This window comes from Halobellus sp. EA9 (assembly GCF_051195055.1).
GTDB lineage: Archaea > Halobacteriota > Halobacteria > Halobacteriales > Haloferacaceae > Haloquadratum > Haloquadratum rubicundus.
On sequence record NZ_JBNTJW010000002.1, the window covers coordinates 136,385 to 150,077 of the forward strand.

The 13,693-nt window shown below is 64.7% G+C and carries 12 protein-coding genes and 1 tRNA gene; 7 read left to right on the forward strand and 6 right to left on the reverse strand.

Features of this window, described 5'->3' with window-relative positions; all coding sequences use genetic code 11:
* Positions 1-73: 73 nt before the first annotated feature.
* The 6 genes from ACQUQ0_RS03520 to ACQUQ0_RS03545 all read left to right on the forward strand — a co-directional run bounded on the left by ACQUQ0_RS03520 (position 74) and on the right by ACQUQ0_RS03545 (position 6,567).
* Positions 74-706: an amino acid-binding protein gene (locus tag ACQUQ0_RS03520; RefSeq protein WP_435183207.1), complete on the forward strand. Its 633-nt coding sequence runs from the start codon at positions 74-76 to the stop codon at positions 704-706.
* Entirely contained in the window at positions 703-1,665 is a 963-nt protein-coding gene (locus ACQUQ0_RS03525; RefSeq protein ID WP_435183208.1) for a homoserine dehydrogenase, read from the forward strand. Before ACQUQ0_RS03520 ends, ACQUQ0_RS03525 begins: the two co-directional genes overlap by 4 nt.
* 301 nt (positions 1,666-1,966) lie before the next feature.
* On the forward strand, positions 1,967-3,232 hold the full coding sequence (tuf, locus tag ACQUQ0_RS03530) for a translation elongation factor EF-1 subunit alpha (RefSeq protein WP_435183209.1): 1,266 nt from the start codon (positions 1,967-1,969) through the stop codon (positions 3,230-3,232).
* Positions 3,233-3,541, forward strand: coding sequence for a 30S ribosomal protein S10 (rpsJ, locus tag ACQUQ0_RS03535; RefSeq protein ID WP_049985148.1), 309 nt, complete (start codon positions 3,233-3,235; stop codon positions 3,539-3,541).
* A 162-nt stretch (positions 3,542-3,703) separates the two neighbouring features.
* A tRNA-Ala gene (locus ACQUQ0_RS03540) sits at positions 3,704-3,775 on the forward strand.
* A gap of 1,304 nt (positions 3,776-5,079) precedes the next feature.
* Positions 5,080-6,567 (forward strand): methyl-accepting chemotaxis protein, encoded by a 1,488-nt coding sequence (locus ACQUQ0_RS03545; protein ID WP_435183211.1) that lies wholly within the window; start codon positions 5,080-5,082, stop codon positions 6,565-6,567.
* A gap of 297 nt (positions 6,568-6,864) precedes the next feature.
* Here the strand turns inward: ACQUQ0_RS03545 and ACQUQ0_RS03550 are convergent, their stop codons facing one another.
* On the reverse strand, positions 6,865-8,097 hold the full coding sequence (locus tag ACQUQ0_RS03550) for a Fic family protein (protein WP_435183212.1): 1,233 nt from the start codon (positions 8,095-8,097) through the stop codon (positions 6,865-6,867).
* 460 nt (positions 8,098-8,557) lie between these two features.
* Between ACQUQ0_RS03550 and ACQUQ0_RS03555 the strand changes: the two genes are divergently transcribed.
* Positions 8,558-9,553: a site-specific integrase gene (locus ACQUQ0_RS03555; protein WP_435183213.1), complete on the forward strand. Its 996-nt coding sequence runs from the start codon at positions 8,558-8,560 to the stop codon at positions 9,551-9,553.
* 193 nt (positions 9,554-9,746) lie between these two features.
* Here ACQUQ0_RS03555 and ACQUQ0_RS03560 read toward each other — a convergent pair whose 3' ends face one another.
* From ACQUQ0_RS03560 to ACQUQ0_RS03580, 5 genes are all read right to left on the reverse strand, one after another.
* Positions 9,747-10,157: a universal stress protein gene (locus tag ACQUQ0_RS03560; protein ID WP_435183214.1), complete on the reverse strand. Its 411-nt coding sequence runs from the start codon at positions 10,155-10,157 to the stop codon at positions 9,747-9,749.
* Between the two features lie 3 nt (positions 10,158-10,160).
* A complete protein-coding gene (locus ACQUQ0_RS03565; protein WP_372391489.1) occupies positions 10,161-10,856 on the reverse strand; it encodes an ABC transporter ATP-binding protein in 696 nt (231 codons plus the stop codon).
* Between the two features lie 95 nt (positions 10,857-10,951).
* Entirely contained in the window at positions 10,952-11,755 is an 804-nt protein-coding gene (locus ACQUQ0_RS03570; RefSeq protein WP_435183215.1) for an ABC transporter ATP-binding protein, read from the reverse strand.
* Complete coding sequence (locus tag ACQUQ0_RS03575; protein WP_435183216.1) at positions 11,748-12,806, reverse strand: branched-chain amino acid ABC transporter permease; 1,059 nt, start codon at positions 12,804-12,806, stop codon at positions 11,748-11,750. Before ACQUQ0_RS03575 ends, ACQUQ0_RS03570 begins: the two co-directional genes overlap by 8 nt.
* Entirely contained in the window at positions 12,803-13,690 is an 888-nt protein-coding gene (locus tag ACQUQ0_RS03580; protein ID WP_435183217.1) for a branched-chain amino acid ABC transporter permease, read from the reverse strand. The genes ACQUQ0_RS03575 and ACQUQ0_RS03580 overlap by 4 nt, the downstream gene beginning before the upstream one ends.
* Positions 13,691-13,693 lie beyond the last annotated feature (3 nt).

Below are 13,693 nucleotides of genomic sequence, written 5' to 3' on the forward strand. Positions count from 1 at the left end.
CGGACCGTCGAGTCGTCGTCTCTCACCGAACCGTGGCTCGTGAGGCCCCCTCCCGCCAGGGAGTGATCCGCCAGTGACGTCCGCGCTCGATTCCGACGCGGACGGCGACGAGGAACCGGACTCCGGCGATTCCGGCGGCGGGACCCGCTCGCGTACGTCCCACGCCGACGCCGCCGACACCGACGCCGACGGCGAGCCCCAGCCCCACACGATCCGGCTCGAACTCGCCGACCAGCCGGGGCAACTGCTCGCGGCGCTGGAACCCATCTCGGCGAACGGCGGGAACCTCCTGTCGATCTTCCACGAGCGGGGGAACGTCACCCCGCGCGGCCGCATCCCCGTGGAGGTCGACGTCGAGGCGACCCCGGACCGCTTCGAGGCCATCGTCGCCGCGCTGCGCGACGAGGGCGTCAACGTCGTCCAGGCGGGCGCCGAACACTACGCCGAGGAGGTCGTCGTCGTCCTCGTGGGCCACCTCGTCGACACGGACCTCTCCGATACGCTCCGTCGGATCGAACAGCACCCCTCGACGTCGATCGCGGACTTCTCGCTCAACGCGCCGGAGGGGCGCAGCGACACCTCCAGCGCCCGGCTCCGGATGGCCACCCGCGCCGGCGAGACCGCCGAAGCGATCTCCCTCGTCCGCGAGATCGCCGAGGAGAAGGACCTCCACGTGGTCGAACCCCTCGCGGGGGGAGCCGTATGAGCGGCAAGCGGCTCGCGGTCGTCGGCGCCGGCGCGGTCGGCGGCTCGGTCGTCGACCTCGCGGCCGACTACGGCCACCGGGTCGTCGCCTTCGCGGACTCGTCGTCGGCGGCCGTCGACGCCGAGGGCATCGACACCGAGGCGGCCTTAGACCGGAAGTCCAATGAGGGACGCGTCGGCGACGCCGACCCCGAGGCGGCGCTGGAGGCCGACTACGACGTCCTCGTCGAGGCGACGCCGACGACGCTCGGCGACGCCGAGCCCGGCTTCTCGCACCTCCGGACCGCCCTGGAGCGCGACCGCCACGTCGTCCTCGCGAACAAGGGGCCGGTCGCCGAGCGCTACGGCGACGTCCGGGATCTGGAGCGCGAGAGCGCCGGGAACGTCCGCTTCGAGGCCACCGTCGGCGGCGCGATCCCGATCGTCTCGACGGTCGAGGACCTCTCGCCGTCGCACGTCGAGGCGGCCCGGGGCGTCCTCAACGGGACGGCGAACTTCATCCTCTCGCGGATGGCCGCCGAGGGAATCGACTACGAGCACGTCCTCGCGGAGGCCCAGGACCTCGGCGTCGCCGAGGCGGACCCGACCTTCGACGTCGAGGGCACGGACGCGGCGCTGAAGTGCGTCATCCTCGCGAACGTCCTCGCCGAGGGCGAGACGGAGTACACCCTCGACGACGCCGACGTCGAAGGGATCACGAACGTCCCCGGCAGCGCCCTGGAACTGGCCGCCGAGGACGGCCGGACGATCCGGCTCGTCGGGGAGGCGACCCGAGACGGCATCCGCGTCGGGCCGCGGCTCGTCCCGCAGAACGCCGCCCTCGCGGTGACCGGGACGCGGAACATCGTCCAGCTGGAGACCGACCACGCCGGGCAACTGAACCTCAGTGGCCGCGGCGCCGGCGGCCCGGAGACCGCCTCGGCCGTGCTGGGGGACGTCGGTCGGCTGGACGACCGATAGGCGGCACCGCCGCCTGAATCGCGTCGTCGATCTCGCACTGATTCCGACACGGTCCCTTCGCGGTCTTGCGATCGGCTCGTTTTCGATCCATTCGGCCGCTTTCGCGCTCGCCGCGCGTCGCTGCCGGCGCTCCGGTGACTCGGTTCCGCGTCGATCCGGTCGAAAAGTGCGGCAGCGACCCGTGGTAGACGGTCCCACAAACCGCGATACTGCGGCGTTTCGGCCGTCTACGTATCGAAATGGTTTTAGGGCTTTCTGGCCAAAGAAGGCGGTACAGAGCGCCTTAGCGCGTGACCCACCTATGAGTGACAAACCGCACCAGAACCTGGCCATCATCGGCCATGTCGACCACGGAAAGAGTACGCTGGTCGGGCGACTCCTGTTCGAGACAGGATCCGTCCCCGAGCACGTAATCGAACAGCACCGCGAGGAAGCCGAAGAGAAGGGCAAGGGCGGATTCGAGTTCGCCTACGTGATGGACAACCTCGCCGAGGAGCGCGAGCGTGGGGTCACCATCGACATCGCCCACCAGGAGTTCGACACCGACGAGTACTACTTCACCATCGTCGACTGTCCGGGCCACCGTGACTTCGTCAAGAACATGATCACGGGCGCCTCGCAGGCCGACAACGCGGTGCTCGTCGTCGCCGCCGACGACGGCGTCGCGCCGCAGACCCGCGAGCACGTCTTCCTGGCCCGCACCCTGGGCATCAACGAACTCATCATCGGCATCAACAAGATGGACCTCGTCGACTACAGCGAGGACTCCTACAAGCAGGTCAAAGACGAGGTCAACAAGCTCCTCAAGCAGGTCCAGTTCAACTCCGACGACGCGACCTACGTCCCCATCTCGGCCTTCGAGGGCGACAACGTCGCCGAGCGTTCCGAGAACACGTCCTGGTACGACGGCCCGACGCTCCTGGAGTCGCTCAACGACCTCCCGGAGCCGGAGCCGCCGACGGACGCGCCGCTCCGCCTGCCGATTCAGGACGTCTACACCATCTCGGGCATCGGGACGGTCCCGGTCGGACGCGTCGAAACCGGTACCATCAGCCCCGGCGACAACGTCTCCTTCCAGCCCTCGGACGTCGGCGGCGAGGTCAAGACCGTCGAGATGCACCACGAGGAAGTGCCGCAGGCCGGCCCCGGTGACAACGTCGGGTTCAACGTCCGCGGCATCGGCAAGGACGACATCCGCCGCGGCGACGTCTGTGGCCCCGCAGACGAACCGCCGACGGTCGCCGAGACGTTCCAGGCCCAGATCGTCGTGATGCAGCACCCCTCGGTCATCACCGCCGGCTACACGCCGGTCTTCCACGCCCACACGGCGCAGGTCGCCTGTACGATCGAGTCCATCGATCAGAAGCTCGACCCCTCCTCGGGCGAGGTCGCCGAGGAGAACCCCGACTTCATCCAGTCCGGCGACGCCGCGGTCGTCACGGTCCGACCGCAGAAGCCGCTCAGCATCGAGCCGTCGGGCGAGATTCCGGAGCTCGGGTCCTTCGCGGTCCGCGACATGGGTCAGACCATCGCGGCCGGGAAGGTCCTCGACGTCAACGAGCGATAGATGCAGCAGGCACGCGTCCGTCTGGCCGGGACCAGCCCGGACGACCTCGACGACATCTGCGACGACGTTCGCGAGATCGCGAACAAGACGGGGGTCAACCTCAGCGGTCCGATCCCGCTGCCGACGAAGACGCTCGAAGTGCCCGCGCGGAAGTCTCCCGACGGCGAGGGGACCGCCACGTGGGAACACTGGGAGATGCGCGTTCACAAGCGTCTCATCGACATCGACGCCGACGAACGCGCGCTCCGGCAGCTGATGCGGATCCAGGTGCCGAACGACGTCAGCATCGAGATCGTCCTCGAGGACTGAACAGGTCCGAGACTGACGCCCCGACCGACGCCGCGATCTCGCGACACGTCGGCTCACGGCGCTAAGGCGTCAGCGTCACGCGCACCTCTTCGCGTGTGATCGCCTCACGCGCAGGGGACGAAACAGAAGGTACAAATGACGCGCCGTCCTCGGATCGAGTGCGGGCTCGTAGATCAGTGGTAGATCGCTTCCTTCGCAAGGAAGAGGCCCTGGGTTCAAATCCCAGCGAGTCCACTATTTCTCCGACGCTGTCCGGCGAGCGCAGCGAGCCGCCAGCGTCGGGAAATCGTCCGACGAAGCTGGGATTTGAAGCCCTGTGAGTCGCAACCGCGAGCAAGCGAGCGGTCCGTCTCACTCCGGGTTCAAATCCCAGCGAGTCCACTACTTTACGGCCTTCTTACGAAGGCTTCGGTTCTTCGCTGGAGAGCGTCTCGCTCGGTATTCTTCACTGAGCGGCCGGTGTAACGAACCCGCGAAGGATGTGAAGTTCGCCACCTTCGGACGCGATCCCCACGCCGCCCCCGAAGGAAGCGGCGATCTCGGAGGTGAGTTCCGTGAGCCTTGAGGCTCGCGAGCAGCTCATCTGCGAGTTCTGTGGACTCCCGATCGAGGAGTCTGACCAGGACTGCCCCCCCTCGACGACGGGAGGTGTCGGCCGTGACGCTCGAGCGACGCGTCACAGCCGCGGGAACCTCCGGATCGCCACCACCGAGTGCCCTCTCTGCGGCGAACCGCTTCGAGACGGCGCTCCTCTCGCGCTTCATATCCGCCGGGGCTGTCCCGCTCGAGACCGCTTCGCTGACCCCGGCGCCCTACGCGACGGCGGTCCCGATCCCCTCGCTACCGACGGAGGTGGGGACCGCTGAACTGTTTCGGTCCGTGCGATAACGAGGCCGGGGTCGTCGTCGACGGCAGACACGTCTGTCGCGGGTGTGCTGCTCTCCTCGAGGGCGAGGTCACGGAGGTCGCAGAACTATGAGCGGCCGCCGCGCTCGAGATCGAGCCCGGCGACAAGGTCCTCGTGACCGGCGGCGAGGGCGACGACGAACCGCAGATCAAACCCGCGTCGGCGCTGGTCGACTGATGCTCGCGAGCACCCTGCGGACCGGTTCTCGGTGCGCACCCGCGCTCGATCACGCCGAAGACCACTCCGGATACTGCCTGAGACGGGAGTACCGTCCTTCCGTTAACAGGGTTGTCAGCGTCGTTCAGGAGCCCCAACGAACCCGTTTCGTACGCCCGTCGCCAGAGGCTGTGAACCGCTCGAGCCACGATCATCGGATCCATAGCGGTGATACATATTGTTAGCGGTGATACATATTGTCTATCTGCCCTATCTATTGGCCCTCTCGGTGTGAGACGCCCGTGACTCGACGGGGACAACCGAGACCATCAAATCACCGTCTGCCACTCCGAACGGGCCACGTATTTCCGCTCTGGTGGGTTTGCAGAACTCGAACCGAACTGTATCCATAGATACGTACGTTATATATCGAACATAGCACGAACTAAACCCCGGTGCGGCGATTTTCCCGGTGATGGCCAAGGGCGTTCGTTCTGGTGCGAAGGGCAGAGAATCGGATGACAGTCAGGTCGACATCGACTTCGACGATCAAAAGCTCCTGGACGGTGTCAGTCAAGCGGTCGTGATGGTCGCAGATGGTGGTGAGGTGCTCGCGTGGAACGCCGGAATGGAATCGCTCACTGGAGTCGACCGTGAGCAGATTGCGGATCTTTCCGACGCACGACGGGCGCTGTTCGGAGCACACGAACGGGAGACACTCGTGGCAGAGCGGGTACTCGAGGCCCCCGGAAACGCCCACGAACGATACGATCTCGATCGAAAAGACGCCGACCTCGACGTCTATGAAACGACTGTGGCTGTCGATACGTCCGATGGCTCCCGGTACTACGACGTCGCAGCCAGACCCCTGGCAAAGGCGGGCGACACCGTGACGGCAGTGATTCAGACCGTTCAAGACCGAACGGACGAACGACGACGGAATGAGGCAATTGCTGACCTGGTCGCAGAGTTGTCGAGGACTATCGACACACTCGAAGACGGTGATCTGAGTGCGAGGGCGTCCTTCGACAACCCGAATGAGGTCCTCGACGAGGAGACAGTCGCCGTCGTCGACCACCTGAACCATATGGCGACAGCATTCGAGGATTTGATTACGCGTCTGGAACGACAGACGACTGCGTTTACAGACACCGTCGGCGACGCGACGCGGGCCGCGGATCGCATCGACGAGAAAGTCGACGAACAGGTGGAGTTACTGTCACGTGTCGAGTCGGAGACGACGGCGGTCAGTGCGACGATGGAGGAAGTCGCTGCGAATACCGACGAGGTCGCGACGGCGGCAACGAACGCTCGGGACGCTGCCGAGCGTGGGCTGGCGGCGAGTGCGGATGCAGACGAGGCGACGACCACGGTCATGACCACGAGCGAGGAACTGATCGAAACCGTCGACGGACTCAGTGAGCGGATGGACGAGATCCAGGATGTCGTGACCGTCATCAACGACATCGCAGACCAGACAAATATCCTCGCGTTGAACGCGTCGATCGAAGCCGCGCGTGCTGGTGAAGCCGGAAGCGGGTTCGGCGTCGTGGCAGACGAAATCAAAGAACTCGCCGACGCCACGGGGACACACGCGGACGATATCACTGGTCACGTCGCTGCACTCCAGCAACAAACTGACGAGGTCGTCGACGCAGCGGAACGCTCGAACCGGCAGTTGCGTGCCGCGAACGAAGACATCGAGCGCGCTCTCGACGCGCTCGAGGATATCGCGGAAGCCGTCGACGAGGTTGCGGCGGGTATCACACAAATAGCGGACGTGACCGACGACCAAGCCGAGTCCATCGAGGAGGTCCACACACTCGTTGCGAGAGCGGAGGACCACACGAACACGGTTTCGGAAGCAGTTGCCGACATCGTAGCTGCGACAGACCGACAGGAGGCGGCCATCTCCGACCTTTCCGAACGCGTCGACGCGCTTACCGGCCGGGACGCATCCTGACCGAACTCGCTGCGTCCGGTGACGGGATGAGACTGAGGGCTAACAAAAAACAGGGCGGGCGGCAAGCAGCTGTGTGCCGACCGTGGTGTACCAGACACGGCGCGGCCGGGGTCGTCGGCTCGGAGCAGTCTGGCGGCTGCACAGTGGAGACGTAAAACAAACATCGTGGCAACTACAGTAGCGTTTGCAACTGATTACACATCCGATCGCACGACAGCGTGCGATCGAGTGAGTGAAGACTTGCAAACGCTACTATATTTCCCACAGCTTGTGGAGCCGTACGCAAACTTCCACGCCCTATTGAGTGATATCCTCGAGCCGGTCTTCCTCTTGCCCTATCAGCTCCTCCGGCGACGGAATCTCGTCTGTATCTTTGTTCAGCGCATCGAGGACCTCATCGGCTTGGAACTCGCGATACCGTTCCTTCTGCGTCCGCTCTCGAAGGACCCCGTCTTCTTCGAGGATCGAGACCGCCGTATTGGCCGCCGGGTACGACATATCGATCAGCTCCGCAGCGCGATTGACCGTGAACACAGGCTCGGTGAATATCTCTCTCAGGAGAGCCTTGACGGACGGACGCGCATCTTCGTACAGGCTCCGATATTGCTCGCGGAGGTGTAGGAGGAGTTTCGCGCGACTGAATGCCTCGTCTGCCTGCTCTTTGATCCCCTCGAGGAAGAACAGGTACCACTCGTTCCACTCGCCTTCCTCGCTGACGGCCAAGATTCGATCCGTGTACTCGTCTCTGTTCCGACGGATGTAGGAGCTGAGGTAGAACAGCGGATGGAGCAGAATGTCCGACGCGATAAGCAAGAGCACGATCAGCAGCCGACCGACGCGACCGTTTCCGTCGACGAACGGATGGATCGTTTCGAGCTGGTAGTGCAAAATTCCGATATCGATTAGATCGGGATATTCGCCCTCGGACTGCATATACTCCTCAAAATTCTCCATCCTCGCCGCCGCGATCTCGGGCTTCGGCGGCGCGAACCGGACCCGTTTGCCGAACCCAACGGACTCGTCGATCCACGCGTAGCCCGGCCGAAACTCACCCGGCAGCGGGTCTTCTTCGTCGGACCGCCCCTTCTCCATCAGCTCGCTGTGGAGTTGCTTCACCAACCCGATCGAGAGGCTCTCGCGCGATCGCCCGGTCTCCGAGAGCTGTGTTGCGGCCTTCTTTAGCGCAGCCGCGTAGTTTCGCGCCTCGCGGACGTCCTTCGAGTCCTCGCCTTCCTCGTACATATCCGAGACCGTGACGCGGGTCCCTTCGACCTGTGAGGACTGTTCGGCCTCCTTGTACACGAAGAGGCCGAAGACCGCCTCGGGATTTTCGATCTCGCTCCAGAAGCCATCGAGCCGGCCGAGCGAGTGTATCGCGCGGCCGTATGCTTGCACGACGTCGTCCGAAAGCTCGATCGCCGGCGGCAGTTCGTCCGGTTTGTAGAACTTGGAGAACGGAACCTGGGCGCTCGAATCGACGGGCCGGTACACCCCCGGGGCAGGTGTATCGACGAGGTAGCCGTCTTTCATCAGCTTCCTGTTCATCCGCTCTAAGTAAAAGGCTGTGCCAAACCGTTTTCCTAGATTCTCTCGGTTGTGTTTGAGTAAAGCGGCTCCGAGGATTGTTTTTCTAGACGTCTATACCGTATCTGAGTAAGCGCCTCTGTGGATTGTTTCTCTAGACGTCTGTAGCCACGTTTGAGTAAACGGATCGTGGATACTCTTATCTCAAATCACGGTTCTCCCAATTGCCTTAATTATCTGTAGGAGCGTCAAGAAGTCAAGACCTATTCCCTCTGGTCCTAATTCTACGGTACGGGACACCCAGAAGATCTGTTCCTCATCTTCCTCACCCAGTAGGCTGCTATTCGTAATATCGAAGCTGAATGTAGCATTGATTTGTGAGTGGAGAGTCCGAGGAGATCGGACCCGCATCACCACTATGAGATAGGAAGAGACTCACGAGCGTCTTCGCGATCACCTGGTCCCGATGAGCCTGGAAGCGGGCGTCGAGCGGTTCCTCGAGCACCGGGAGCCGAATGTCGCGGTGTCCACGTTTCAGAACAACCAGACGACGCTGGAGCAGTTCCTGGCGTGGTGCCACGACGAGGAGATCGAGAACCTGAACGAGCTCTCGGGTCGCGATCTCGCGGACTTCGTCCACTCTCGACGTCAGGAGGTGAAGCCGATCAGTCTCCAGAAGGAGCTCTCGGCGATCCGCGTTGCCTTGGAGTACTGGGCCGATCTCGACGCTGTCGAGCCCGGGCGTCGGGAACGCGTTCACGCTCCGCAGGTGGCCGACGGTGCGGAAGCCCGGGACATGAAAGTCGATACCGAGACCGCCGAAAAGATCCTCCAGTATCTCGAGCGGTATCATCGCGCTACTCGAGAGCACGCAGTTATGTCGCTCTGGTGGAAGACGGGGATCCGTCTCGGTGCGATGCGCAGTCTCGACCTCGACGACCTTCGCGAGGATGACCACGCGCTCGCGATCCACCACCGGCCGGAGACCGACACGCCGCTGAAGAACAAGAAGGACGGCGAGCGCTGGATCTGGCTCGGAGAAGCGCTCTTCGGGCTGATTCAGGAGTATATCGACGTCCATCGGATCGAGGTGCGCGACGATCACGGCCGCCGACCGCTGTTTACGACTCGGCAGGGACGGGTGAGTGGATCGACGCTCCGGGATACCAGTTACCGGTGGACGCAGCCGTGTCGGTGCGAGGAGTGTTCGCACGACCGCGAGCAGGGGTCGTGCGAGGCGTACGGGACGCCGAATACGCCGAGCAAGTGTCCTTCAGCTAGGTCGCCGCACGGGTGGCGCCGGGGTTCGATTACTGATCATCTCGCACGCGGGGTATCTCCGGAGGTCGTCTCGGAGCGGATGAACGTCTCGCTCGACGTGTTGTATCGCCACTACGACGCTCGACAGCCTGACGAGATGATGGCTGTCCGTCGTGAGCACCTGCAGAATAAATCAGATTGATGAGAGAATTCGCCAACTCGGCTCACGTATTCGGTCTGTGCAACGGAGCCCGGTCGGCGCTCTCCCAGCGAGTCCACTCGTTTCACGCGTTTTTCCGAAGGAACGGATTAGTCTTTGAAAAGTCTCCGACTCGATATCACTCCCGAGCGGCCGGAATCTCGAATCTACGCTTGAAAACCGCGCGACTGCCGGTCTATTCGTCGTCGGTCGTGACGATCGTGACCGGCACGTCGGCGTCGAGCAACACCGTCTGAGCGACGCTTCCGAACAGGGCCTTCCCCGCCGGCGAGCGCCGCTGGGTGCTCATCGCGATGTGGTCGATGTCGAACTCCGCGGCGATCTCGAGGATACCGTCGGCCGGCGGGTGTCGCGCCTCGACGAGTTCGACGTCGAGCCCGCGGTCTTCGAGGCGGTCGCGGACGAGTCGGACCGTATCGACACGGTCGACGTTCCGCAGTTCGTCGGGCGCCCCGACCTCCTCGTCGGTCAGGGTGTGGGTCACCACGACCTCGATGTCGTCGATGCCGGGGAGGTCGGCGACGAAGTCCGCCTGCGCGCGGGCGCGCTTCGCGTCGTCGTCCACGGGGAGGAGGATCCGATACATCGGTTATCCCCCCAGGTAGAGCCGGCCGACCTCGTCGTCGTTGAGGAGTTCGGTGCCGGTACCGGTGAACTTGATCTCGCCGCTCGCGAGCACGAACCCGCGGTCGGCGACCGAGAGCCCCTTCTCGGCGTTCTGTTCGACGAGCAGGATGGTCGTCCCCAGGTCGTTGAGCTGCTTGATCCGCTCGAAGACGTCGTCGATGAAGCGCGGTTCGAGGCCGATCGACGGCTCGTCGAGCATCATCACCTCCGGGTCGACCATCAGCGCGCGGGCGAGTTCGAGCAGTCGCCGCTGGCCGCCCGAAAGGGTCCCGGCGCGCTGGTCGCGTATGTCTCCGAGGATCGGGAACTCGTCGTAGAGCTCCTCGGCGCGGCGGTTGGCGCGCTCGTCGTCCTCGAAGACGTACCCGCCCATCAGCATGTTCTCGTGGACGCTCATCCCTGGGAAGACGCTCGCCTCCTGCAGGACGTAGCTCATCCCGTTGGCGAGGTTCTCCTGCGGCGAGCGGCCGGTGATGTCCTCGCCCCGGAGCGTGACCGTCCCCGCCTTGACGTCGGCGAAGCCGTAGATGCTCTTCATCAGCGTCGACTTCCCCGACCCGTTCGGGCCGATCAGGCAGGCGATCTGGCCGTCGTCGACGGCGATGTTGACGTCGTGGAGCACGGTCGTGTTGCCGTAGCCCGCGACGACGTCGTGCATCTCCAAGAGCGCGTCCCCGGGGTCGGTCTCGGGATTGGGTTGCGAGTCCGAATCGGATCCGGTCTTGGTCTCGGAGTCGGAAGTCGTCGCCACGATCACTCCCTCCCGAGGTACGCGTCGAGGACGCGCTGGTCGTTCTGTATCTCTTCGGGCGTGCCCTCGGCGATCCGCTCGCCGTGGGCGAGGACGTAGATGCGGTCGGCGATTTCCATCACGAAGTCCATGTTGTGTTCGATGAGGAAGATCGTCGCTTCCTCGTCTTCGTTGGCGGTCCGGATGTACTCGATGAGGTTCTCCAGCATCGAGGGGTTGATGCCGCCGGCCGGCTCGTCCATCAGGAGGACGTCCGGCTCGGCCATCAGCTCCATCGCGAACTCGATGAGCTTCTGTTGGCCGAAGCTCAGTCGCCCGGCCCGCGTCTTCGCGAGCCCGCCGAGGTCGACGTATTCGAGCAACTCTTGGGCCCGCGCCTGCAGCGACTCGTCCGGCCGGCGGAGCAGACTGCTCACCTCGGAGCCGCCCTCCTGGGCCGCCAGGAGGAGGTTCTTCTCGACGGTCATATCGCCGAAGATCCGGGTCTCCTGGAACATCCGCCCGAGGCCGGCCCGCGCGATCTTGTACTCGGGCCAGCCCGTGACGTCCTGTCCCTGGAGGTAGACCGACCCCTCGTCGGCCTGGAGCGTCCCGGTGATGCAGTTGAACAGCGTCGACTTCCCGGCGCCGTTGGGGCCGATGAGCCCCACGATCTCGCCTTCGTTCACCGTCACGTCGACGTCGTCGACGGCGGTCAGGCCGCCGAAGCGCTTCGTGACGCCGTCGGTCCGGAGCACGGCCCGGTCGTCGCTCCTCGCGGTCGCTTCCGTGTCCGCCGCGTCGGTCGGATCGGTCGCCTTACTCATCGCTCGACACCTCCTCGTCCTCGACGGCGGCCATCCCGCCGCGCTTGTAGTACTCCATCTCGCCGGCGTACTCCCTGAGCGTCCCGACGAAGCCCTCGGGGAACTCGATCACGGTGACGACCACGACGAGCCCCAGCATCACGAGCTGCCAGCCGACGAAGGCGGTCTCGACGTACTCGATGACGGTGTGGAGGCCGAAGGCGCCGATGACCGGGCCGGCGACGGTGCCGGAGCCGCCGAGCAGCGCCATCGCGATCAGTTCGACGTTCCAGGCGCCGTTGTACGCCGTCTGCGGATTGATGAAGGTGTTGAACAGGCTGTACCCCCCGCCCGCGAGGCCGGTGAAGAGCGCCGCCAGCATCCAGGCGGCCGTCTTGTGGTAGGCCGTGTTGAACCCCATCGCGGTCGCCTTCTCCTCGTCGTCGCGGATCGCGTTCAGGATGAACCCGAACCGCGTGTTCGAGAGGTAGTAGACGACCGCCATCTCGGCGACGAGCACGCCGAAGAAGAGGTAGTAGAACACGGTCCCCGGCGGGACGTCGAGCAGGATCTTCCCGCTCGCGCCGCCGGTGATGTCGATGATCCGCGAGACCTGCTGGGCCGCGAGCAGGACGCCGAGCGTCGCGATCGCGAAGTAGTGCCCGCGCAGCCTGAGCACGGCGGCGCCGATGACCCCTGCGAACGCGACGGCGAGCAGCCCCGCCGCGACCATCGCCACCGGGAACGCCACGGCGAAATCCTTCGTCAGGATCGCGGTGGTGTAGGCGCCGATCCCGAAGAAGGCCATGTTCCCGAAGCTCGGGTAGCCCGTCTGTCCGCCGACGATGTCCCACGACAGCGCCAGGATGGCGAAGAGGTACATCTCCGAGATGACGGTCATGTAGTAGCCCTGCCGGAGCCCGAGCAAGGGCGGCAGGGCCCCGACGACGACGACCGCGAGGAGCAGCTTCCACGCGTGGGCGTCGCAGAAGTCGAACACCTGTTCGACCTGCGCGGGCGGGACGATCGACCGGAGCAGTCCCTCGCCGCCGTCGGATTCGCCGGTGCTCATCGTTCAGCCTCCTGGCCGAACAGGCCCTGCGGTTTGACCACCAACAGGACGATGAGGAGCGTGAAGCTCACCGCGAGCGTCCACTGCGAGGAGACGAACCCCGCGGTCAGTTCCTCGACCGTCCCGAGGAGGAGCCCGCCGGCGAGCGCTCCCGGAATGGAGCCGACGCCGCCGAACACCACGATGACGAAGCTCTTGAGCGTGTAGATGAGGCCCATCTGCGGCTGGATGTTGAGGATGGTCGCGATGAACGCGCCCACGCCCCCGGCGATCGCCGAGGAGATCCCGAACGTGACCGCTCGGGTGTGCTCGACGTCGATGCCGACGAGCGCGGCGGCCTCGGGGTTCTGCGAGACCGCCCGGATCGCCCGCCCCGTCCGCGTCTTCTGCAGGAACAGATAGAGCGCGGCGGTCAGCACGAGCGCGCCGACGAAGGCGACGAGCTTCATCTTCGGGATCACGACCCCCGCGGCGTTGATCGACGGATCGGCGAAGCCGACCTGGATCGACCGGGGGTTCGCCGACCACGCCTGGATCGCCAGCTGCTGGATCGCGATGCTGATGCCGAAGGTGACGAGCAGCGTGAGGAAGATGTCGGTCCCGATCACCCGCGACACCAGCGTCCGCTGGAGCACGTACCCGACGACGTACAGCACCGCGATCGCGAGCGGGATCGTCGCCAGGAACAACAGCGGCGAGCCCTCCGCGTTGCCGGTGACGAGGCTCAGCGCCCAGTAGGAGGTGTAGCCGCCGAGCATCACCATATCGCCGTGGGCGAGGTTGATGATGTCGACGACGCCCCAGATGAGCGCGAAGCCGACCGCCACCCCCGCGAAGATCGCCCCGATGAGCAGGCCGTTGACGACGAACTGCGTGAGCGCCATCTG